Raw genomic sequence first — 24,273 nt, 5'->3', positions numbered from 1 at the left:
CGACCCCTAACCTCCGTCAATTGACGTATAAACTCTAAAAGAAAGTAATAGAATAACTTCTAGCCCTTGAAAGGGGGGGACAATATTACTTATGATATTTATAATGATATAACTGTGAGAATGAAAATTAAAGAATATAAAAAAAACAGAACTAATCTAATTCCCCTTCAGGGGTTAGGGGTTCTTCTATTTTTATTAATATCTATGAATGGTTTTGCAAAAACGTCTATGTCTTTTGTAAAAACAAATACCAAGGGTAATTTCGTTCAAAATGGACAGCCTTATTATTTTGTAGGGACTAACTTCTGGTTTGGAGCTATTCTGGGCTCAAAAGGCCAGGGTGGTGATAGGGCACGTTTGATCAAAGAACTGGATTTTATGAAGGAAAACGGGTTGGTGAACTTGCGTGTACTTATTGGTTCCGATGGAAGCAATGGTATTCCATCGAAAGTAGAGCCAACCTTGCAGATAAAAGCGGGTGTCTACAACGATACTATTTTTGATGGATTGGATTTTTTATTGTCGGAATTGGGCAAGCGCGATATGAAAGCGGTATTGTTTTTTACCAACTCATGGGAGTGGTCGGGCGGATACAGCCAGTACCTTAACTGGGCTGGTAAAGGAAAGAATCCAATTCCTTCGGTTGATGGTTGGCCCGCATATATGGAGTTTGTAAAACAGTACGCTGGTTGTGATGAATGCCGTCAGATGCTGAAAAATCACATTAAGCATGTTATTACCCGCACTAACCGTTACACAAATAAAAAATATACTGAAGATCCGGCTATTTTTTCCTGGCAAATTGGTAACGAGCCACGCGCTTTCTCAGATGCCAACAAACCTCTTTTTGCTGCTTGGTTGAAAGATATTTCGGCTTACATTAAGTCGTTGGATAAAAATCACATGGTTTCTATCGGCTCCGAGGGACAGTGGGGCTGTGAAATGGATATGGGTTTGTTTGAGCAAATTCATGCCGATAAAAATGTCGATTACCTGACCATGCATATCTGGCCTAAAAACTGGAGTTGGTTGGATGTGAAAGATATGCCGGGTACTTTACAAAATAGTATTGATAAAACAGCTGAATACATGAATAATCATATGGCTGTTGCCCGTAAGTTGTCAAAACCAATCGTGTTGGAAGAGTTTGGTTTTCCACGTGATCATCATCAATATACGCTCACAGACACTACCAGCTTGCGCGATACTTATTATACTTCCGTTTTTGAAAAAATCCTGAAATCTTCGAAAGAAAAAGATGTTCTGGCCGGATGTAATTTCTGGGCATGGGGTGGTTTCGGTCGTCCCAATCCAAAACATGTGTATTGGGTTAAAGGCGACGATTATCTGGGCGATCCCGCTCAGGAAGAACAAGGTCTGAATGCAGTTTTCAATACAGATGCCACTGTGAAGTTGGTAAAAAAATATGTGATGAAAATGCAAAATATTCCGACGTTGGTGGATATAAACGCTACGCCAAAAACGCAAGCGTTGTTTTACAACATGTTCAATAATCTGGGCAAAGGCATTATGTTGTGTCATCAGGATGACCCTGCTTACGGACACGGTTGGTATGGCAAAGCAGGCGGATCCGATGTAAAAGCAGTTACAGGTGATTATCCGGCCATGGTGGGTTGGGAGTTAGGTCATCTGGAAATCGGTGCAGCATATAATCTTGATTCAATTTATTTTACTGACATGAAACGCATGATGCGCGAAGTGTATGAACGCGGCGGTATCAACACTATTAGCTGGCATGGTGATAACATTGTTACCGGAAAAACTGCTTGGGATTGTGCTCAAAATACAGTGGTAAGCAGTGTATTGCCGGGTGGAAGCAATCATGCGAAATTTCTGACCTGGCTGGATCGTTTGGCCGTTTTCTTTAATGATTTGAAAGATTCGAAAGGCGAAACGTTCCCTGTTATTTTCCGCATGTTCCACGAGCATACCGGTAGTTGGTTTTGGTGGGGAGCCAAACAATGTACTCCTGACGAATACAACCAATTATATCGTATGACCGTAAGTTATTTGCGCGATGTAAAGGGTGTTCATAATATTTTGTACGCTTTTTCGCCAGCAGGCATAACTACCGAAACTGAATTTCTAAGCCGCTATCCGGGTAACGACTGGGTGGATGTGGTAGGTTTCGATAATTATTGCGGTTCAGATAAATTGTCTATCGAAAGATATAAAAAGGATGTGACTGCAGGATTACATGTAGTGACTGATTATGCAAAGCTTAATAATAAGATTCCCGTTTTGGCAGAAACAGGTATGGAGTCTATTCCGGTAGCCGATTATTTTACAAACATTCTGTTGCCAATTATAGAGCCTTTCAACATTAGCTATGTGTTGCTTTGGAGAAATGCATTTAACAAAGAAACTCATTTTTATGCACCCTACCCAGGGCACTCGTCGGCTAATGATTTTAAAAAATTCACCGAAAGCAAGAGGATGGTGATGAGTAACAATATGCCACCCATGTATGTACCGTTAAAATCTCAGAAAAGTATAGTCCGGAACTAGGCAAACCTGCTATCGAAGCAGGACAAGGTAGTTCGGGACTAGGAAAACCTGCTATTGAACCAAGATAATGTAGTTTAGGAGTTGGATAGCCAACTATTGAACTAGAAAAAGGTAGTTCGGAAGTAGGATTACCTGCTATTGAAGTAGGATAAGGTGGCTCGGAATCAGGAAAATTATATTTGGAAATTTAAAATAATGGGTTGCAACGAATAAATATCAGTAGAAATGATAAAAAAGAATATCTCTTTAGCGCTAATTCTATTTCTTGGGGTGATGTCTGTTTTTTCGCAAAACGAAAAGACAAGCTTTTCTACACAAGGGCGGGAGAGGCTGTTGATGGACTTCGGCTGGCGTTTTGCACTGGGTCATGCCACCGATTATACTAAAGATTTTACAACAGGAACAAGCTATTTCACCTATTTTGCCAAGACTGGATATGGTGATGGAGTTGCGGCGGCGCAATTCAAAGACAGCACCTGGCGCGAAGTGGATTTACCGCACGACTGGGCAGTAGAGCTTCCTTTTTCGGGCGATGCAAGTCATAGTCACGGATATAAAACCATCGGTTACAAATACCCCGAAACATCGGTGGGATGGTATCGCAAGAAATTCACGGTACCTGCATCTGATATGGGACGTAAAATAAGTATTCAGTTTGACGGTGTGCACCGAAATGCAACAGTTTGGGTGAATGGTTTTTATGTGGGTAACGAGCCAAGCGGCTATGCTACTTCGGTATACGACATCACTGATTATCTGAATTATGGTGGTGAAAATACAGTTGCTGTTCGCGTGGATGCGAGCATTGAAGAGGGTTGGTATTACGAGGGTGCGGGCATTTATCGTCATGTGTGGTTGAATAAAACTGACCGACTACACGTAGCTCAGTTCGGTACATTTGTAACAACGGAATTGACCGGCAACAATGCTGAACTTACTGTGCGTACCAAAGTGCAGAATCAACACGATAAGTCGTCTGTATTTACTATTGAACAAAGCTTGTTGGACGCTAACAACCAGCAAGTCTTATCTAAGAAACTTGAAAACGTAAGTTTGAATGGAAATGTAGACAATACGTATTTCCAAAAAATAAAGGTGGAAAAGCCAACCCTTTGGTCGCTCGAAAATCCCTATTTATATAAACTGAAAACCAACATTATTACTGATGGTAAAATTGTGGACAGTTACACCACTAATGTAGGTATTCGTACTGTTCGTTTCGATCCGAATCAGGGATTTTTTCTAAATGGTAAAAGTGTAAAGATTGTTGGCACCAACATGCATCAGGATCATGCAGGGGTGGGTACAGCCATTCCCGATGCTTTGCAGGAATTCAGAATCAAAAAGCTCAAAGAGATGGGCAACAACGGCATTCGTACTTCGCACAATCCGTCTACACCGGAAATGTTGGATGCTTGTGACCGTCTCGGAATGCTTGTTCTCGACGAAAACCGCCTGATGGGAATCAATCAGGAGCATTTTGATTTGATGGAACGCTTTATGGTGCGCGACCGTAACCATCCTTCGGTGGTTCTATGGTCGGTAGGAAATGAAGAGTGGGCTATCGAGAGCAACGAAAAAGGAGCACGCATCACCAAAACTATGCAGGAGTTTGCACAGAAAATTGATTCGTCGCGGGCATTTACCGTTGCCATCTCAGGCGGTTGGGAAAATGGAAGCGGAAAAACAACCCAGGTAATGGGCTACAATTATATTGTTCAGGGAAATATTGATGAACATCATAAAAATTTTCCTTGGCAAAGCGGTATCGGTACCGAGGAAAGCAACACGATAGGAACACGTGGCGTTTATGTGGACGATAAAGCTAATGGGCGCATGGCTGCTAGCAATCGTATGCCGGAAAATGTGGGTACCGAGTCGGGTTGGAAATTCTATGCAGCCCGTCCATTTTTGTCGGGTCTGTTTTTCTGGACAGGATTTGATTACAGAGGTGAAGCGAACCCACTGTTGTGGCCAGCCGTAAACTCGCAATTTGGCATTGTCGATCTGTGCGGTTTCCCGAAAGATATTTTCTACTACCTGAAATCGTGGTGGGGAAAACAACCGGTGATGCACATAATGCCACACTGGAACTGGAAAGGCTGTGAAGGGAAAAATATAAAAGTAACTATTTACAGCAATGCGGAAGAAGTAGAATTGGTATTGAACAAAAAATCGCTGGGCAAGAAAACCATGGAGAAAAACGGACATCTCGAGTGGGAGGTGGCGTATCAACCCGGAACACTTGTTGCCAAAGGATTTGTAAACGGAAAACCAACCGTTTCGGAACAAGTTGAAACAACCGGTGCACCGGCTAAAGTAGCACTATTGGCTGATCGCTCGCAACTGAATGCCGATGGAGAAGATGTTGCGGTTATCACTGTTCAGCTAAACGATTTGAAAAACCGTTGGGTGCCAACAGCCAATAAGGAAGTTGTTTTCACCTTAAGCGGTCCTGGCAAAATCATAGGTGTTGGCAATGGTGATCCGGCTTCGCATGCTCCAGAGCAATTTGTGGCAACGGCATCGAATCCTACACCACAATGGAAACGAGAGACCTTTAACGGACTGGCTCAGATTATTGTGAAAACAACAAAACAAGCCGGTGAAATAACGCTGATAGCAAGTTCGGAAGGAATGACTTCATCCACATTAAAACTGACTACAACTACCTCGGTTTTGAGACCAACTACAGAAATAATTAAAAAATAAATATAATAGAGCATGACTGAATTTATCAAAGCTTTGAATCACCTCAGAGCAAACCACGAGGAATTATTAAGTAAGAAAAACGAGAAATTACCATTTGGAAATGGAATTTACGACCGTTATACAAATCCTGTACTGACAAATGAGCATGCACCCATCGAGTGGCGCTATGATTTCAACCCTGAAACAAATCCTTATTTGATGGAACGCATAGGCGTGAACGCTACTCTGAATGCAGGTGCTATGAAATGGAACGGCAAATATATTTTGGTGGTACGCGTGGAAGGTAACGATCGCAAATCGTTTTTTGCCATTGCAGAAAGCGAAAACGGGGTGGACAATTTCCGCTTTTGGGACGAGCCTGTAACCTTACCCGAAACTGACGAGCCGGATACCAATGTGTACGATATGCGTCTGACAGCTCACGAGGATGGTTGGATTTACGGTGTTTTCTGTAGCGAGCGCAAAGACCCGAATGCACCGGTAGGCGATTTATCGTCGGCAGTGGCTGCAGCCGGTATTGTACGTACCAAAGATTTATTGACCTGGGAGCGTCTTCCCGATTTGAAAACAAAAAGTCAACAACGCAACGTGGTGCTTCACCCTGAATTTGTTGATGGTAAATATGCTTTGTATACCCGTCCACAGGATGGATTTATCGATACCGGTAGCGGCGGCGGAATCGGTTGGGGATTAGTGGATGATATGACCAATGCGGAAGTGAAAGATGAGAAAATCATTAATCACCGTTACTACCATACGATCAAAGAATTGAAAAACGGCGAAGGTCCGCATCCTATCAAGACAAAAGAAGGTTGGTTGCATTTGGCACATGGTGTGCGCAACTGTGCTGCCGGACTACGCTACGTGCTGTATCTTTACCTTACCGATTTGCAGGATCCAACAAAACTGATTGCTGAACCGGCAGGATTTTTTATGGCTCCTCAAGGCGAAGAACGGATTGGTGATGTATCGAACGTATTGTTCAGCAACGGTTGGATTGCTGATGAGGATGGAAAAGTATTTATTTATTACGCTTCGTCTGATACCCGCATGCATGTGGCTACTTCTACTATCGACCGTTTATTGGATTATTGTATCAATACTCCTGCTGATGGATATCGTTCATTTAAATCGGTAGAAACGATTAAAAAACTGATTGCAAAAAATAAAACATTGGAAAATCAAAAAGCTGTGTCGGCGAAGAACTAAGCAGTGTATTCAAATCACTTAAATCTAATTGAATCAAAAATGAAGAATACCCGTTTTTTTCTATTGTTAGGCTGTGTTTTGCTGGCTTCGACAGTTATGCAGGCGCAGAAATTTCAGGGATTGGCACTCACACCTCCAATGGGTTGGAATAGCTGGAATAAATTTGCTTGCAATGTAAGCGAAGAATTGATCCGCGAAACAGCCGATGCCATGGTGGCTACCGGTATGAAAGATGCCGGATATGAATACATTGTTATTGACGATTGCTGGCAGGTAAGTCGCGATAGTCTTGGCTTTATCGTTGCCGACCCGAAACGTTTTCCATCAGGAATAAAAGCATTGGCCGATTATGTACATGCTAAAGGATTGAAATTTGGCATTTATTCATGTGCCGGAAACAAAACTTGTGGTGGTCGTCCTGCCGGTCGCGGACACGAATATCAGGATGCTTTGTCGTACGCCAAATGGGGTGTCGATTATCTGAAGTATGACTGGTGTGATACTGAAAACCTGAATGCCATAGGTGCTTATACCACCATGCGCGATGCGTTGTTTGCTGCGGGACGTCCCATCGTTTTCAGCTTGTGCGAATGGGGCAACAATAAACCGGAGCTTTGGGCGAAGGAAGTCGGACACCTCTGGAGAACAACCGGTGATATTTACAATTGCTTTGATTGTGTTCAGAATAATGGAACATGGAAAGCTTTTGGAGTGATGCAAATTATGGATAAACAAGACGGATTGAGAAAAAATGCAGGACCGGGTCATTGGAACGATCCTGATATGCTTGAGGTGGGCAATGGAATGTCGTTGAACGAATCGAGAGCTCATTTTTCGATCTGGTGCATGATGGCGGCTCCACTTATTGCCGGTAATGATTTACGTTCTATGAATGCAGAGACTTTGACGGTACTTTCGAACAAAGAAGTAATTGCCATCGATCAGGATTCGTTGGGAGTTCAGGGATTCAGACATGCGGTTAAAGACAGTGTGGAAACCTGGCTTAAACCCCTCAAAAATGGTGAATGGGCAGTGTGCCTGCTGAATCGGAGTACTACGCCAAGAGTTGTAGCGCTCGATTGGAAAACATTCTCGGTGATCGACTCATTGTCGAACCGCACACTCAACACTTCAGCCAAAGAAGTGTATAAGTTACGTGACTTGTGGTTGAAGAAAAATGTGGGAGACACGCGCAAACCTTTTAAAGCGACAATTCCGGCTAGAGATGTTCTCTGTCTGAAGTTATTTAAATAAAGTATCGGCTGTCTCAAAACAGTACTGTTTTAGAAACATTCGATGCTTTATGTTTGGCTAAGAATAGATACTTTTACGCCCTAAAAATAAAGTTTACCTCTGAATTAAAATATTAAAAAACACAAAACAAACAATAATATGGATATTAAGAAACTCAGTTTAAAAGAAAAAATTGGTTATGGTTTCGGAGATGCGGCTTCGTCGATGTTCTGGAAACTTTTCGGAATGTATATTATGTTCTTTTATACAGATATCTATGGTATCCCTGCCGCAATAGTGGGAACCATGTTTCTGATTACTCGTGTAGGTGATGCCATAATCGATCCGTTTATCGGAATCATGGCCGATCGTACCGAAACCCGTTGGGGTAAGTTTCGTCCGTATTTACTTTGGATGGCTATTCCATTTGGCATTATCGGGGTTTTGACCTTTACAACTCCAAATATGGGTATGACGGGCAAAATTATTTATGCTTATGCTACTTACTCGCTGATGATGATTATCTATTCAATGATTAATGTGCCTTATGCTTCGTTAATGGGCGTAATGACATCGGATGGTAAAGAAAGAACAACCCTTGCCACTTTCCGTTTTATCTTTGCTTTTGGAGGTAGTTTTCTTGTGTTGGCATTGTTTCAACCGCTTTTCGACGGATTCGGAACTAAAACGGTTAGCAACTATAGCGAACCTAAATTAGTTCAGTTAACTGACAGTACTCAGGCTTCTGCAGCAAATTTATATGTTTGGAACGGTCAGATTACTTCCGAGTTAAAAGACAAACCGGTTGATTCTCTTCTTTTTGTCTCTGCAAAAATTATTACTAAATCGAAAGATGCATTTAAAATTGGTGTTTTAAATACAACCACAAACCAATACAGTTGGGTAAACTTTGCGGCTGGAAAAGATACATTGGGACTACTTCGTGATGGAAGCACAAGCAATGTGCTTATTAGACTATCAAGCATTGTTCCAAAAGAAACACTTAATAATCTGGGTATTTTAAAAGTAGTTTATTCATCTGAAAAGGATAGTGATGTAAAATTCACCAAAGTTGCCATCAAACAAATTGACTACAAAACAGGCTTCCAATATGCTGTAATGGTTATTGCTATAATGGCGGTTATCTTCTTTTTGTTGACATTCTCATGGACTCGCGAACGAGTGAAACCAATTTCAGAAAAGACCAAACTGAAAGATGATTTGAAGGATTTGACTAGAAATATGCCTTGGTTTATCCTGTTGGGCGCAAGTGTTTCTACGATTTTCTTCAATACTATTCGTGACGGTGCAGCAGTTTATTACTTCTTGTATTATTTCAAGGGCGAAAGCAGTATAGAAATTACATCTACTACAGCATTGGCAATCAGTACTGTATATCTATTGTTAGGTCAGGCTGCGAATATCGTTGGAGTTGTGTTGGCTAAACCTGTTTCTGACAGAATAGGTAAGAAAAATACGTTTCTTGTCGCCATGTTGTTTGCAACGATATTAAGTGTTATTTTCTACTTTGTTGACAAATCAAATCTTTACGCTATCCTCGGGTTCCAGTTCTTAATCAGTATCAATGCCGGTATTATTTTCCCATTAGTATGGTCAATGTATGCCGATACAGCCGACTATTCTGAATGGAAAAACAAACGTCGCGCAACAGGGTTGGTATTCTCAGCAGCTTCAATGTCGCAAAAATTCGGAGCTTCATTGGGTATTGCCGCTGTGGGTTGGATTATGGCTATGTATCATTATATTCCCAATGTCGAACAAGCTATTTCAACTCAAAATGGTTTCCGAATGATGTTGAGTTTGTTCCCGGCAATTGGGGCTTTACTTGCAGCAGTTTTCATGTTTATCTATCCGTTGAATGAGAAAAAGATGAAAGAAATAGCAACTGATTTAGCCGTAGAAAGAGATAAAAAATAAGCATTCTTCAAAATAAATAAAACAATACTAACTTCTCTTGTTCCCCTAGGGGCTAGGGGTCATTTCTAATTATGAAATACGGACATTTCGATGACAACAGACGTGAATACGTCATTACCAATCCACGTACGCCATGGCCTTGGATTAATTACCTCGGCAATGAGGACTTTTTTAGTTTAGTTTCCAATACCGGTGGTGGATATTCTTTTTATAAGGATGCCAAGTTCCGCCGCATTACACGCTATCGTTACAATAATGTACCGATGGACAGTGGTGGAAAATACTTCTATATCAACGATGGAGAATCGGTGTGGAGTCCGGGCTGGAAACCCTGTAAGACGGAATTGGATAGCTACGAGTGTCGTCACGGGATGAATTACACCACCATCAAAGGGGTGAAAAACGGGGTAGAAGCAGAGGCTTTGTATTTTGTGCCATTGAAAACATGGGCCGAAGTACAAAAACTGACGCTTAGAAATACCACGAACGAAGTAAAAACGCTGAAGATTTTCTCTTTCGTGGAGTGGTGTTTGTGGAATGCAGCTACCGATATGGAAAACTTCCAACGTAACTTCTCAACCGGTGAGGTGGAAATAGAAGATTCGGTGATTTATCACAAAACAGAATACAAGGAACGTCGCGACCATTTCGCTTACTACTCGGTAAATGAACCGATGCAGGGCTTTGATACCGATCGCGAGACTTTCTTTGGCTTGTACAATGGTTTTGACGAACCACAAACCGTACTCGAAGGTGCACCGCGCAACTCGGAAGCACACGGTTGGTCGCCTATCGCTTCGCACTATGTAGAAGTAGTATTGCAACCGGGAGAATCGAAAGAGTTGGTGTACGTGTTGGGTTACGTGGAAAATGCACAAGACGAGAAATGGGAAAGTAAAAACGTCATCAATAAAACCAAAGCGAAAGCCACTATTGCGCGTTTTGATACAGCTGCCAAAGTGGATGCTGCCCTTGCAGAACTGAACGCTTATTGGGATAATTTATTGAATGTATTCACGATCAAAACCGGCGAAGAAAAACTGGATCGCATGGTAAACATTTGGAATCAATACCAATGTATGATTACCTTCTGTTTCTCGCGTTCAGCTTCGTTCTTCGAAAGCGGTATCGGACGTGGAATGGGATTCCGCGATTCCAATCAGGATTTGGTGGGTTTTGTACACCAGATTCCGGAACGTGCCCGCGAACGTATCATCGACATTGCTTCCACGCAATTCCCCGACGGCGGTTGCTATCATCAATATCAACCGTTGACCAAAAAGGGAAACAACGAGATCGGACAAGGTTTCAACGACGACCCTATGTGGTTGATTCTCGGAACAACGGCTTATATCAAAGAATCGGGCGATTTCACTATTTTGGATGAACCTGTTCCGTTTGATAATGAAGTGGGTTCGGAAGTCTCACTTTTCCATCACCTCACCGTTTCGTTCAATCACGTGGTGAATAACCTCGGACCTCACGGTTTACCATTGAGCGGTCGTGCCGATTGGAACGATTGTTTAAACCTGAACTGCTTCTCCAACGATCCGAACGAAAGCTTCCAGACTACCGAAAATAAATCGGAAGGCAGTCAGGCGCAAAGTTTAATGATTGCCGGACTTTTTGTGGTGTACGGTCGCGATTATGTGGAATTGTGTAAAGTAATTGGAAAAACCGAAGAAGCGGCGCGTGCTCAACAACATATTGATGCCATGGTGGCAGCCATTAAGTTGAACGGATGGGATGGCGACTGGTTTATTCGTGCGTACGATTATTTTGGGAATAAAATTGGGTCTAATGAAAACGAAGAAGGTAAAATCTTTATCGAATCGAATGGATGGTGTACTATGGCCGGCATTGGTTTGGAAGAGGGCATGGTAGCCAAGGCACTGGACTCAGTAAAAGAACGTCTGGACTGCGAACACGGTATTGTGCTCAATAATCCTGCCTACACAAAGTATTATATCGAATATGGCGAAATTTCCAGTTATCCTCCCGGTTACAAAGAAAACGCGGGTATATTTTGCCACAACAATCCGTGGATTATTATTGGCGAAACCGTTCAGGGACGTGGCGACAGAGCGTGGGAGTATTTCCGCAAAATTTGTCCTTCGTACACCGAAGAAATCAGCGATTTGCACAAGGTAGAGCCTTACGTGTATGCCCAAATGATTGCCGGTAAAGACGCTTTCAAACCGGGTGAAGCGAAGAATTCCTGGTTAACCGGAACGGCGGCCTGGAACTATTACGCCATTACACAGTACATTTTGGGAATTCAACCCACTTACAACGGTTTGAGAATAGAACCTTGTATTGCCCCCGAATGGAAAGGTTTTACTGTAACCCGTAAATTCCGTGGAGCGACTTACCTGATCGAAGTCAAAAATCCAAATGGATCGATGAAGGGTGTTGCCTCATTAACCGTCGATGGTAAAGCCATTGAAGGAAATACTATCCCATTGATGCCTGTAGGTGGAACTTACAAAGTAGAGGTGGTTATGAATTAAATAAGGTTTTATCTCTTCCCGGTTTAAACCGATGGGAGAGATAAAACGTAATAAAATAGCTTGCTAATTGAATTAGCAAGCTTGCCAGAAGCAATAGCAAGATGGCTAAAAGCATTAGCGAGCTTGCCAGGAATAATAGCAAGATAACTAAAGGGATTAGCAATCTTGCCAAAAGCAATAGCAAGGTGTCTAAAGGAATTAGCAATCTTGCTAAAAGCAATAGCAAGCTAGCCAAGCGTGTTGGCAAGCAGGTTGTGATAAACAGCCGGATTACTTTTTACAATGAATTTGTTTACTACACAATATGAAATACGAACTTCTTCAACTCAAACAAGAACTTAAAGAAGAGTTGACGCACAATATCCTTCCGTTTTGGATGGATAAAATGATTGATGATATAAACGGTGGTTATTATGGTCAGATGACAGGGAGAAACCAACTGATATCTAATGCACCCAAGGGTGGCATATTGAATGCCCGCATTATGTGGACATTTTCGTCGGCTGCATTGTATTTCAACATTCCGCTTTACACACAATATGCCAAACGTGCCAAGGATTACGCCTTCCAGTATTTCTTCGATACCGAAAATGGTGGAACCTATTGGATGTTGAATGCTGATGGATCTCCTGTTGATACAAAAAAACAAATCTACAGCCAGGCATTTTTCATATATGCTTTAGTGGAATACTACCGTGTTACAAACGATGCAGCATGTTTGGATAAAGCTATCGATCTTTTTCGCTTAATCGAAAAATATAGTTTTGATGCCACGCAAAATGGCTATTTCGAAGCTTATAGCAAAGAGTGGGTTCTGTTGGAAGATTTGCGTTTAAGCGAGAAAGATGCTAACGAAAAGAAAACCATGAATACGCATTTGCATATTCTGGAAGCTTATACGAATTTATATCGCATCTGGAAGAACGAAGAACTGGCTAAGCAATTGAAAAACCTGATTGATATATTTTTAAACAAAATTATTAATTCGAAAACATATCATCTTGATTTATTTTTCGATGAAAACTGGAATTGTAAATCAACCTTGTTTTCGTACGGTCATGATATTGAAGCGGCATGGTTACTCGAAGAAGCCGCTGTTGTCCTTGGTAATGCTGATGTATTGAAGACAGTGCGTGATGTGGCACTGAAGGTTGCCGATGCGGCGGCGGAAGGTATTCAATCAAACGGCTCAATTGTAAACGAGAAAAACTCAGCAACCGGACACGTTGATACTAACTGCGATTGGTGGCCGCAAGCTGAAGCCATGGTTGGTTTTTTCAGTGCGTATGAATTATCGAAAAACGAAACTTATGCCATGAAGACACTTGCTACCTGGGAGTTTATAAAAGCGAACATTATCGATACCGAAGATGGAGAATGGCATTGGTCGGTTTCGTCAACCGGTAAGGTGGATAATAACAATGATAAGGCCGGGTTCTGGAAATGTCCTTACCATAACGGGAGGATGTGTTTGGAATTAATGCATCGGATTCACGATTGATTTTTCTTATATCAAATTGATTTTTCGAATAACCTTTAAATAATATACAAAATGAAACTCTCAACTAAAATTGCTTTGATTTTTATTGTTGTGATGCCTATAACGCTATGTAATGCTACATCGAAAACAACAAAAAAGATTCCTCCTGCAAACTCTCCCGTTGCCTTAAATGGCAAACTTCAGGTTATTGGTACTCAGTTATCAAACTCAAAAGGAAATTCTCTGGCACTTCATGGTGCTAGCCTTGGATGGCATAACCTTTGGCCACGTTTTTATAATGCGGGAGCTGTAAAGTGGCTTGTTTCCGACTGGAAATGTAATGTTATCCGTGCTTCAATGGGCGTGGGTTTGGACGACAGCTATCTGGAAAATCCTGATTATGCACTCAAATGCATGACAAATGTAATCGATGCTGCCATCAAGAACGGAGTTTATGTATTGATTGATTTTCATAGCCATAAACTACATACGGCTGAAGCAAAAAAATTCTTCACAGGTATGGCTGCCAAGTATAAAAATAGCCCGAACGTCATCTACGAAATATGGAATGAGCCCGATTATTATTCATGGAAAGTAGTGAAACAGTATTCAGAAGAAGTTATTTCAACGATTCGTGCCATTGATCCTACTAATATAATTCTTGTGGGCTCTCCTCATTGGGATCAGGATATTGATTCTGTTGCAGGTGACCCAATCGTTGGACAAAAGAATATCATGTATACTATGCATTTTTATGCAGGGACTCATAAGAAATGGTTGCGTGACAAGACTGATGCCGTCATAGCAAAAGGAATCCCGATTTTTGTTTCTGAATGTGCCGGAATGGATGCGACAGGAGATGGACCGATTGACCAAGCAGAATGGAAACTGTATATCGATTGGATGGATAGAGCTAAATTAAGTTGGTGTGTATGGTCAGTTTCAGATAAGAACGAAACTTGTTCGATGTTACTTCCACGCGCTTCTTCTACCGGAAACTGGGACGATGGACTGTTGAAAAGCTGGGGTAAAATCAGTCGTTCTTCTATTCGCGAAATGAATAAATAGAAATTGAAAATAGCCTTTGAATCTGCTTATATTAGTGTTCTAATGGCGGCATTTGTTTTTTAATAAAAACCTATATTGTTTATTCAATGATAATTTGTACAATTGCAACTTGATAGAATCATGATAACTATGCAACCATCTAACCTCTTTCGCGAAGTAACACTTCTTTCCGACGAAGACTGCTTTGTTGTTAACTCCAGAGTGAAGTCGGATTTTACATATCCTGTACATGTGCATCCGGAATATGAACTGAACTTTATTGAAAATGGCAAAGGAGCCGGTCGTTTAATTGGCGATTCAATTGAAGAAATTGACGATTTGGAACTCTGTTTGATTGGCAATGAGAATTTGGGCCATGCTTGGATGAATGGTCATTGCTCATCAGATGAAATTCACGAAATCACCATTCATTTTTACAAACAGCTTTTATTTGACAGCTTATTGAAGAAAAAGCAGTTTCACTCCATAGCGGTAATGCTTGAGAAAGCAAAGAAAGGAATTGTTTTTTCGAGAAAAACAATTGAGTTAATAAAACAGGATCTATACATATTATCCAGTAGTTCGAAAGGCTTTTATTCAGTAATCGATCTGTTTACTATTTTATATAAACTATCACTTGATACAGAATCTCGTATTTTATGTACGGGAACATTTGTTAATCAGGATGATTCCTCAGAAAGCCGCAGAATCCAAAAAGTAATAAGTTTTTTAAACAACAACTATCAGAAGGAAATCCGCTTACTGGATGTAGCCAATCATGTAAGTATGTCTGAAGTTTCATTTAGTCGGTTTATGAAAAAGCGGACCGGGAAAAATTATATCGAGTACCTGAATGACCTGCGCTTGGGTATTGCTTCGCGCTGCCTGGTCGAAACTTCAAAGACAATAGCCGAAATAAGCTACGAATGCGGTTTCAATAATTTATCCAATTTTAATCGGATTTTCAAAAAACGTAAAGGTTTTACGCCCAAAGAATTCAGAGAAAATTATCACAAAATGCGTATTATGATTTGAAATGGATGCTGTTCAAACTCAATCTTATATTTTGTGCCAGAACTATGTAAACAAAGAAAGCCAACTATTATAGTTGGCTTTCTTTGTTTTATTGTACGAATTCAAAACCACTTTTTCTTAAACCGAAAAGCAACATTAACCAGAGCTATCATGACGGGCACTTCTACCAAGGGACCAATAACGGCGGCAAAGGCTTCACCCGAGTTTATTCCAAAAATGGCAATCGCAACAGCAATGGCCAATTCGAAATTATTGCTGGCAGCAGTAAACGACAGGGTAGTGGATTGCGCGTAAGTAGCCCCCACTTTTTTGCTCATAAAGAATGAGCCTACAAACATAATTACAAAATAAATAAGCAGAGGTATTGCTACCAGAACCACATCCAGAGGTATTTTTACAATATATTCGCCCTTAAGCGAAAACATAACCACTATGGTGAATAGCAAAGCAATCAACGTTAGAGGGCTGATGGCAGGTATAAACTTGGTCTGATACCACACTTTGCTTTTTACCCTCACTAACACGAAACGAGTAAGAAATCCGGCAATAAACGGTATGCCTAAATAGATAAAAACACTCTCGGCTATCTGCTGAATCGTTATTTTCGAAACAGCATCGCTGGTAGGAATGCCAAACCACGCAGGTGCCACGGCAATAAAGAAATAAGCATAGACTGAGAAGAATAGCACCTGAAATACACTGTTGAAGGCAACCAAACCGGCGGCATATTGAGTATCGCCTTTAGCCAAGTCGTTCCACACTATCACCATGGCAATGCATCGGGCCAGCCCTATCATTATTATTCCATACACATAAGGCAGGTTGGAATTATTCTCTCCGGGGAAAAACTTAAAGAGAAGAACAGCCAGTGCGAACATCAAAACCGGACCAATAATCCAGTTTTGAATCAGCGATAGAGCAAGTATTTTTGTGTTGCGAAAAACTTCACCCAGTTCTTCATACTTTACTTTTGCCAGTGGTGGATACATCATTATTATCAGTCCGATGGCTATGGGAATGTTCGTAGTTCCTACCGAGAAGCTATTCCAGAATTTCGCCACATTCGGGCTAATCCAACCGGCAAAAACACCTATAAACATGGCTGTGAATATCCACAGTGTCAGGTATCTGTCAAGAAATTTTAGTTTTGTTTTCATATTTTTTAGTTTATATCAATGTTTTGTTAGTTGTGAGCTAGGGAAGTTGATTTAAAGCCGGATATCCCAGCATATCCAGCAATTTTTCATTCAACCGTCGGTTTTTACCTTTATACGGATGGCAATGAATGTGTATTGCGGGATTGAAATTTAATTCAATTATAGCGTAATTGTCTTCAGTTGCTTCCTGCTTATAATCAGGGATAATCATGTCTAACCCTGTGATTTTTACTCCTAAAGCCTGAGCCGCTTTTACGGCTATTTTTTTATAGGAGGCTGGAATCTCGTCCGTGAAATCAATGCTGTCGCCACCCGTACTGATGTTTGAATTCTCACGTAAAAATACGACTTCATCTACCCGAGGAACATAGTCAAAGTCTTTATCCTGAGCTTTGAGAAAAATAGATTCGGCTTCGCCGAGTTGAATTTTCTCCAGCGGTGTGTGATAACCTTTACCGCGCAATGTATCTTTATTTTTTTCAATCACAAGTTCACGAATCGAAAGTACTCCGTCGCCGGTTACATTAGCTGGTACTCGATGTAAGATACCGACTACTTCGTCATTCATAACGAATATTCTAAATTCTTTTCCATCAATAAATTCCTCGATCAGTATGCTCGCATCTTGCTCAAATGCTATATCGATGGCTCGTTCATAAATAAGGTGATCGCTATTTTCTTTAATGATAGTTATTCCGAGTCCAAAATTTGTAGATTTGGGTTTAATAACCACGGCTGTATCTCTAAAATAATTGAAATCGGCTTTAGCGCTGGCTTTGTCGGTATAATTTAATCCTTTGGGTACTCTGATTTTATGTTCTTCCAGTATCAGTTTTGTAACTACTTTGTTTTCCATAGCCAGAATGCTGGAATAATTGTCGAGCGATGTTTTGGTAGCCTGACGCACATACTGAATATTTCCATCTCGCTTTAGACGAACAAAATTTTCTGCTCTATCTAAAATCTCAAAGCTAACACCTCGTCTTACCGCTTCGCGAAGAAGAAGCTGCGTGGAGAGTTCCATATCTTCGAGCCCTTTAAAGTTGTAGCTGTTTTGCTCACTCAGTATTTTATATTCTGCTGCTTTTTGAAAGTGAAATGGAATGTAACCGTTTTCACCGGTTAGTTTTATTATTTGATGAACTGGTCTTAATTCCGGTTGGGTGGCTATTTGCAGAGCATATTCCAACGCCCGCAAATAATCTGTTTGATTTATTTCGAGTGCAGAATATAATTCTATCATTTTTTGTATAATTGCTTTGGCCTCACTAAATGCATTTACTTCTTTGCCCGACATTGTTTTAACCGGAATTTTATCGTCTAAGCCATGCAGAGCAACGTACCTGAAGTTTGAGTTTGCGATGGTTTGATATTCATTAGAAAAATCATCATGCTCTTCAGTCAACAATCCGTAGATAGCCATCCAATGTATAAAATGAAGCATTTCGGGTGTTACGCCAACCTTTGTCAGGGGATTAATATCTACAAAACGGGCTTCCACGTATGAAATAGACTTGGATTGATTGAGGAACTTTGGTCTTACTGATGCATAAAGTTCTTTGGAAGCCATTAGCTTATTATCTTCAACCATTTTTTGAATACTTCGATTGTACCTATCGGCAGTACTGTAATCAGGATAAAGTTCTTGCTTGTTACCATATCCATAGCAGCTGTTGCGAAGCGACAATCCCCAGGTTTTAGTACATATACGAACAGGAAAGTTTTGGCATTTTAGGTCGAAAGTTTGATTGACAACCGGGCTAAACCCGAAAACCAACACATAAATCCAGCGGTTTCGCAACAGTTGGCGTGTTATCTTTAAATATATTTCATCTTTAAATTGTTCAAAGCTAAGTATTTGAATTGATTGCTGATACAATGCTTGCAGCAGAGTTTCATTTAACGAGATATTGAAATGAATTCCAGAAAGAGTTTGTTTCTTCTTTCCGTATTTTTCTGCCAGTTTTTTTCTGTATTCTTCGTTTTTCTTTCCTGCTTCGCAGTAACGCGCAATGGGGATATGGTCATCATCAGGAAGAACCGGAGGCATACTTTGTGGCCAGAGAAGCTCTTCGGAAAGTTCTATACTTACCAAATCATGTATGGTTTCCAGAAATCCTAATGCTTCATTCACAGACGACATCGGAGGCGTTATCATTTCTACCTGACTTTCGGAAAAATCGGTAGTGATGTACGGGTGGGTAAGCTTGTCTCCATACACAGCAGGATGTGGAGTTTGCGATATCACACCTTGTTTATCAACACGGATGTTTTCTTTTTCGATGCCGAACAATCCTTTAAGCCAGATATTTCCCCTGACTGCGGATTCTTTATATGTGATATTCATACTCATTTGATATGTTTTTTTGAGAAAAGTGTATTATTGTAGCCGGTAAATCATGCAAATTGCCGTACTGGGACAAATAGAAGAAAATTCGTTCGTTGACTGTATATCATCCGGCACTTTTGATCTTTCGATTGTATTCCAACCGAGTTTTTCGAAATAGGAATCAGCCGTTGTGGTAAGTAAGAAGAATTCGCTTATACCCAGATCCTGTCCCATTTCTAAAACCTTTTCGGTAAGTGTCAGGGCTATTTGCATGTTTCTGTAAAGGGGCTTAACTGCGAGCGATCGGAACAATGCTTTACCACTATAAGCTTCAAGTCCGGCACAACCGACAATTTTATGGTCAATTTCAGCTACAACCATGTTTTGTTTTTCGACAGATAAATCCGAATGAGGCAAATCACATTCGGCAAGAAGAGTTTTTATTTCAGGAAAATCGTCATCAGAAGCTCTCCTGTAGCTTATAAAATCGAACTCTTCTATTGGAGTTGTATTGCCTGAACATGAGTATTGCACTCTCACCAAACTATTTTTTGCAAGGTCCGTGTATTTCTCACGAAGGTTTATTTTTTTAGTCTTATCTTGCATAGTTCATAACTGAGGTCTAATTTGTTCTATATAGAACTTATAGAAACCTTCTTTGATTTCGTCGCGAACGCGTACAAACTCGCTTCGGATAAATTCTTCTGTTCCTTCGGCATGGCTTGGGTCGTCGTAACCCATGTGTAAGCGATGTTTTACCTTTCCAAAAAATGCCGGACACTCTTCGTTGGCACCTCCACAAACGGTAATTACATAATCCCATTCCTCTTTCAGGTATTTGTCTACCGAATCTGAAGTGTGGTTGCTAATGTCTACTCCAGCTTCTTTCATTACGGCAACAGCCTTTTGATTAAGTTTACCTGAGGCTTGAGTTCCGGCAGAACAAACTGTGATGGAGGAGTCGAACGATTGTAGGAAGCCGTGTGCCATTTGACTGCGGCAGCTATTTCCGGTGCAAAGTATTAATATTTTCATAATGTGTAATTGTTTTTAGTGTTTATCTTCGTTCTCACAAGTGATTTGTTTAGGATCAATTTTTTCGAAGAAGTTGTTTAGCATTGAAATGGATTTAGAGATGGATGAGCAGCACAGACAGTAATTAATTTTCAGTCCGTCTATTTCTCCACGGATTAGTCCCATATCGCGCAGTTCTTTTAAATGCTGCGAAACGGTGGTACGACTTAGCGGTAATTTATCCGATATATCTCCTGAAATACAGGTTCTTGTTTCAGCTAAATACTTTAAAATAGCCAGGCGTGCCGGATGCGAGATTACTTTCGCAAAACAGGCCAAATCTTGTAGCTCTTTATCAAATACTTCCGGTTTTCTCATTTTGAAATGTTTTATGTCGCAAACATACGACATAGTTTTGAGAAATCCAAATTTCCGGAATGAAATTTATGTTACAATTTTACTCACTCGCGAATAATTCACTCATTAGGAATGATTTGTTGATAGTTGAAATTATTTACTTTAATTTTGTTGTGAGTTTTTTTCATTTTTGATGTTATACTTTCGTCACTCAGTCGTCATAGTTATAAATGAGTCAGGAACGATTTAAGGCAGAGATATTGCCATTACGTGAAAAGCTTTTCTACATTGCGCAAAAGATACTTGTAGAAGAGCAGGAAGCAGAAGATGCCGTACAGGAAGTTCTTCTAAAGCTTTGGCACACGCGTGACTCATTGGAAAAGTATGATAGTCCTGCTGCATTTGCCACCACGGTTACAAAAAATCATTGCCTGGATAGATTGAAAGTAAAAAACAGGCAGGATTCATTGGACGAAACATACTACGCCAGGGCAGGCAATGATAATCCTTACCTGCAACTGGAAAGGAAAAACACTGAAGAGATACTACAGAAAATAATTGAGAATCTTCCGGCATTACAGCAAGCAATTATCCGAATGAAAGATATGGAAGAATATGAAGTAGAAGAGATTGCTGAAATAACAGGAACTAAAGTAGAAGCAGTAAGAGTAAACCTCTCGCGAGCAAGGAAAAAAGTAAGAGAAGAATACATTAAATGGACAAACGTATGATAATCAATATAAAACGAAAACTCGATTTTGTCGAAGCAGACCGATTGATAGAGAGATACTACGATGGATTTACTACGGTGGATGAAGAAAAGAAGCTCCGTAAATTCTTGATGCAATCTAACCTTCCTGAGCGTTATCAGGTGGAAAAAGATATCTTGGGATTTTATGAGACTAAAAAACAAAAAGCTAAGGTTCATACGATGCCATTTGCACGTTGGTCCGCTGCTGCCGCCATTTTGGTTGTGTGTTTATTATCGGTAAAAGTTTACACAACTGCTACTCCGAGAAGTTTCGCTTACGTCAATGGGAAAAAAATAACCGATGTTCAGGAAGTAAAACAGACAGCCTTGGCATCGTTAACCGAAATATCTTCAGCAGACAATGACGTAGCTGATGGTTTGAATTCTTTACATGACAACGAGTTGATTGATCAACAACTCGATGTTTTTACAAATAATTAATCTACTCAAAGTGAGTTAATAAGGAGAAAATACAGATATGAAATCAATTAAAATGCATTTTGTGCCAATTCTGATATTGTTACTGACAATATCGCCTTCGCTACTTGCTCAAAAAGATTTGCAGATAAGTAAGGTTTTTGATCAGTATGGAGAAAAAAAAGGAGTAGTAATGGTTGACCTGACGAATGAGATGCTGGATGGCTACGATTTTTCGTCGTTCAAAAGTATTACCATTAAAAATAATCCTTCGGCTGCCGATTTTATTCGAAAATGTCTTGAAAAAGATCAGGAAGGAGCCAAGAAGGTGAAACAAGTGGTAGCTAACGGGGTATTAACATCGGTGTATTTGCAGCTTCCCCGCAAGGGTCAGTTGTATCGGCTGATTTTGTTTAACGAGACTTTTAATCCCGAGAATAAAATCACACTGATTTACATTGAGTCGAAAAACGATTCGGAGAATATTCTGAAGCTAATTTTAAAAAAGAAATAGATATAAACCTCTAATAATAAACAAAATGAAAAAGATAGTTTTTAGTATAATTGTATGTTTTGTAGCAATCGCTACTGTAAGTGCAGTCGAAATAAGTAAAGCAGACACCACGGTTTTTTACAACAAAAAACGGATTGAACTCAAAGATAGCGTGGGTCAGATGAAAGTAAAAGTATTTGATGCTGCCGGAGTTAATGATTCAGTTCCTTACAAGCCGGTGTACGAAGGGATTTTTTCAGACGGAAAAACCTATGAGAAATGGACGGTGATGGAAGAAATTGGACTTCAGATTCCATTTATGAAGAAAACATTAAGTAGACATTATGGAAAAATGGAGCCTCACTGGGCCGGTATTGGCTGGGGATTTGCTAATATCTCCGACGCATCGCTTAAGATAAACAATATAGCTGGTGTGCCGTTGAAGTCGGGTTCAAGTACTGAGTTTTTCTTCAACCTGATCGAAAAAATACTTCCGATATATAAAAATCGTGTAGGGATAACCACCGGTTTGGGTTTCAACTGGCGAGCTTACTACCTAGATGATAATACGCACCTGGTAGAAACAAACGGAGTAACCGGTGTACAACCTGCACCAGCGGGAGTAAACTATGAATACAGCAAACTTAAAATAGCTCATATAACTTTACCTGTACTCGTTGAGTGGCAGCCCGCTTTGGGCAATCCTCATGATAAGTTCTTTGTATCAGCCGGTTTAGTTTTTGGGATTAAAACGTATTCAGTTTCAAAAACCAAATTCAGAAATCAGGATGGAGATATGGTTAAGCGTGATGAAGCTAAAGGGCTGAATGTGTTGCCACTTTCGCTTGATTATATGGCTCAGGTTGGATACGGCGATTTCAATGTTTACGCTAAGTATTCTCCTTTCAGTATTTTTGAATCCGGCAAAGGTCCCAATGTAAGAGCCGTTTCGTTAGGACTGATGTTGAATTTTTGATGTATCTATAGAGAAAAAAGTGCGGGCTAGCTGTTGAGAAAAAAACGCTAGCCCGCACTTTTTTTAATAGAATATGTAGTTGAAAATGAATCCTACTATCATAATTCCAGTACCAACAACGGCAATGAATGTTAGAATTAAAGGCATTTTCAGTACTTTGCGGAGAATAATCATTTCGGGCAATGACAAGGCAATTACTGACATCATAAATGCCAGAGAGGTTCCAAGTGCAGCCCCTTTTTCGATTAATACAGAAACGATTGGAACTATTCCTGCCGCATTAGAATACAATGGAATACCAATCAATACAGACAGTGGAACAGCATACCAGACATCTTTGCCCATTAACGATACCATAAAAGATTCAGGTACAAAGCCATGCGCTCCTGCACCAACTAAAATACCGAATGCCACATACAACCAAACTTTACCGACTATTTCTTTTACAGCATCGTAACCCATCGTAATGCGTCTTGAAAAAGAGATTTTATCATCTTCTGCTTCGCCCTCGCCCAATTTGGTAGCATACACCCATTCTTCCACCCATTTTTCCAGTTTCAATTTGCCAATAATCCAACCAGCCACAATGGCAATGGTTAAGCCTGTTCCGATGTAGATGGCAGCCACTTTCCAGCCAAACATTCCGTAAAGAAGTATGATGGCAACTTCGTTTATCATGGGTGCTGCAATAAGAAACGAGAATGTCACACCTAGCGGCACACCGGATTCAACAAAACCCAGAAACAGCGGAATAGCCGAACAAGAACAGAAAGGCGTTACAATCCCCAACATAGAAGCCATGATGTTCCCCATAAATGTAGATTTACCTTCCAAGGCTTTACGGGTACGTTCGGCAGTAAAATAACTACGAAGAATACCCACGAAAAAAATAATTAATGCCAACAGCATTAATACTTTCGGAAACTCGAAAATAAAGAATCGCAGTGCTTCTGTTATATGAGAGCCTTTTGTCATACCAAACACGGTATCTACAAGCCAATCGGCTATCTGTTGGAGATTGGCATATACCATATACCAAGCAGGCAATAGAATGATTGGTATTATTATGTTTTTATTGAGTTTCAT

19 protein-coding genes and 1 pseudogene are annotated in these 24,273 nt (G+C 40.4%); 14 read left to right on the top strand and 6 right to left on the bottom strand.

Going from position 1 to position 24,273, the window contains the following annotated elements:
* Window positions 1-120: 120 nt before the first annotated feature.
* The 10 genes and pseudogenes from PALPR_RS16190 to PALPR_RS09045 form a co-directional block, all read left to right on the top strand.
* Window positions 121-1,449 (top strand): annotated as a pseudogene (locus PALPR_RS16190) (glycoside hydrolase 5 family protein); the annotation flags it as partial.
* Window positions 1,432-2,529 carry a glycoside hydrolase family 26 protein gene (locus tag PALPR_RS16185; protein ID WP_216086329.1) on the top strand — a complete coding sequence of 366 codons (1,098 nt, stop codon included), beginning with the start codon at window positions 1,432-1,434 and terminating at the stop codon, window positions 2,527-2,529. The pseudogene PALPR_RS16190 and the gene PALPR_RS16185, both read left to right, overlap by 18 nt.
* 225 nt (window positions 2,530-2,754) lie before the next feature.
* Window positions 2,755-5,241: a beta-galactosidase GalA gene (galA, locus tag PALPR_RS09090; RefSeq protein ID WP_013445325.1), complete on the top strand. Its 2,487-nt coding sequence runs from the start codon at window positions 2,755-2,757 to the stop codon at window positions 5,239-5,241.
* 12 nt (window positions 5,242-5,253) lie between these two features.
* Window positions 5,254-6,450: a glycoside hydrolase family 130 protein gene (locus PALPR_RS09085; protein WP_013445324.1), complete on the top strand. Its 1,197-nt coding sequence runs from the start codon at window positions 5,254-5,256 to the stop codon at window positions 6,448-6,450.
* 39 nt (window positions 6,451-6,489) lie between these two features.
* Window positions 6,490-7,704 (top strand): glycoside hydrolase family 27 protein, encoded by a 1,215-nt coding sequence (locus PALPR_RS09080; RefSeq protein ID WP_013445323.1) that lies wholly within the window; start codon window positions 6,490-6,492, stop codon window positions 7,702-7,704.
* 138 nt (window positions 7,705-7,842) lie between these two features.
* Window positions 7,843-9,621: an MFS transporter gene (locus PALPR_RS15405; protein WP_013445322.1), complete on the top strand. Its 1,779-nt coding sequence runs from the start codon at window positions 7,843-7,845 to the stop codon at window positions 9,619-9,621.
* Between the two features lie 71 nt (window positions 9,622-9,692).
* Window positions 9,693-12,131, top strand: a complete 2,439-nt coding sequence (locus PALPR_RS09065) for a glycoside hydrolase family 94 protein (RefSeq protein ID WP_013445321.1) — start codon at window positions 9,693-9,695, stop codon at window positions 12,129-12,131.
* Between the two features lie 304 nt (window positions 12,132-12,435).
* Window positions 12,436-13,632, top strand: coding sequence for an AGE family epimerase/isomerase (locus PALPR_RS09055; RefSeq protein ID WP_013445320.1), 1,197 nt, complete (start codon window positions 12,436-12,438; stop codon window positions 13,630-13,632).
* A gap of 51 nt (window positions 13,633-13,683) precedes the next feature.
* Window positions 13,684-14,679, top strand: a complete 996-nt coding sequence (locus PALPR_RS09050) for a glycoside hydrolase family 5 protein (protein ID WP_013445319.1) — start codon at window positions 13,684-13,686, stop codon at window positions 14,677-14,679.
* 120 nt (window positions 14,680-14,799) lie between these two features.
* Window positions 14,800-15,693, top strand: coding sequence for an AraC family transcriptional regulator (locus tag PALPR_RS09045; protein ID WP_041620354.1), 894 nt, complete (start codon window positions 14,800-14,802; stop codon window positions 15,691-15,693).
* A gap of 101 nt (window positions 15,694-15,794) precedes the next feature.
* On the opposite strand, the gene arsB is transcribed toward PALPR_RS09045, so the two are convergent.
* The 5 genes from arsB to PALPR_RS09020 are packed head-to-tail and all read right to left on the bottom strand — an operon-like array spanning window position 15,795 to window position 20,571.
* Window positions 15,795-16,850: an ACR3 family arsenite efflux transporter gene (gene arsB, locus PALPR_RS09040; RefSeq protein ID WP_013445317.1), complete on the bottom strand. Its 1,056-nt coding sequence runs from the start codon at window positions 16,848-16,850 to the stop codon at window positions 15,795-15,797.
* Between the two features lie 37 nt (window positions 16,851-16,887).
* Window positions 16,888-19,203: a bifunctional glutamate--cysteine ligase GshA/glutathione synthetase GshB gene (gene gshAB, locus PALPR_RS09035; RefSeq protein ID WP_013445316.1), complete on the bottom strand. Its 2,316-nt coding sequence runs from the start codon at window positions 19,201-19,203 to the stop codon at window positions 16,888-16,890.
* Between the two features lie 27 nt (window positions 19,204-19,230).
* Entirely contained in the window at window positions 19,231-19,785 is a 555-nt protein-coding gene (arsN2, locus tag PALPR_RS09030; protein ID WP_013445315.1) for an arsenic resistance N-acetyltransferase ArsN2, read from the bottom strand.
* A 3-nt stretch (window positions 19,786-19,788) separates the two neighbouring features.
* A complete protein-coding gene (locus PALPR_RS09025) occupies window positions 19,789-20,214 on the bottom strand; it encodes an arsenate reductase ArsC (RefSeq protein WP_013445314.1) in 426 nt (141 codons plus the stop codon).
* Between the two features lie 15 nt (window positions 20,215-20,229).
* Window positions 20,230-20,571 (bottom strand): ArsR/SmtB family transcription factor, encoded by a 342-nt coding sequence (locus tag PALPR_RS09020; protein ID WP_013445313.1) that lies wholly within the window; start codon window positions 20,569-20,571, stop codon window positions 20,230-20,232.
* Window positions 20,572-20,780: 209 nt separating this feature from the next.
* Between PALPR_RS09020 and PALPR_RS09015 the strand changes: the two genes are divergently transcribed.
* From PALPR_RS09015 to PALPR_RS09000, 4 genes are read left to right on the top strand one after another with little or no spacing between them, the layout of a single operon-like run.
* A complete protein-coding gene (locus PALPR_RS09015) occupies window positions 20,781-21,281 on the top strand; it encodes an RNA polymerase sigma factor (protein ID WP_013445312.1) in 501 nt (166 codons plus the stop codon).
* Complete coding sequence (locus tag PALPR_RS09010) at window positions 21,278-21,742, top strand: hypothetical protein (RefSeq protein ID WP_013445311.1); 465 nt, start codon at window positions 21,278-21,280, stop codon at window positions 21,740-21,742. The genes PALPR_RS09015 and PALPR_RS09010 overlap by 4 nt, the downstream gene beginning before the upstream one ends.
* A gap of 37 nt (window positions 21,743-21,779) precedes the next feature.
* On the top strand, window positions 21,780-22,232 hold the full coding sequence (locus PALPR_RS09005) for a DUF6108 family protein (RefSeq protein ID WP_013445310.1): 453 nt from the start codon (window positions 21,780-21,782) through the stop codon (window positions 22,230-22,232).
* Between the two features lie 25 nt (window positions 22,233-22,257).
* Window positions 22,258-23,187, top strand: a complete 930-nt coding sequence (locus PALPR_RS09000) for an outer membrane beta-barrel protein (RefSeq protein ID WP_013445309.1) — start codon at window positions 22,258-22,260, stop codon at window positions 23,185-23,187.
* A gap of 63 nt (window positions 23,188-23,250) precedes the next feature.
* On the opposite strand, the gene PALPR_RS08995 is transcribed toward PALPR_RS09000, so the two are convergent.
* Window positions 23,251-24,273, bottom strand: coding sequence for a permease (locus PALPR_RS08995; RefSeq protein ID WP_013445308.1), 1,023 nt, complete (start codon window positions 24,271-24,273; stop codon window positions 23,251-23,253).

Origin of the sequence: Paludibacter propionicigenes WB4, assembly GCF_000183135.1 — a bacterium.
Classification (GTDB): domain Bacteria; phylum Bacteroidota; class Bacteroidia; order Bacteroidales; family Paludibacteraceae; genus Paludibacter; species Paludibacter propionicigenes.
Note: the sequence above shows the minus strand (reverse complement) of the source record. Positions and strands in the feature narration are given on the sequence as shown.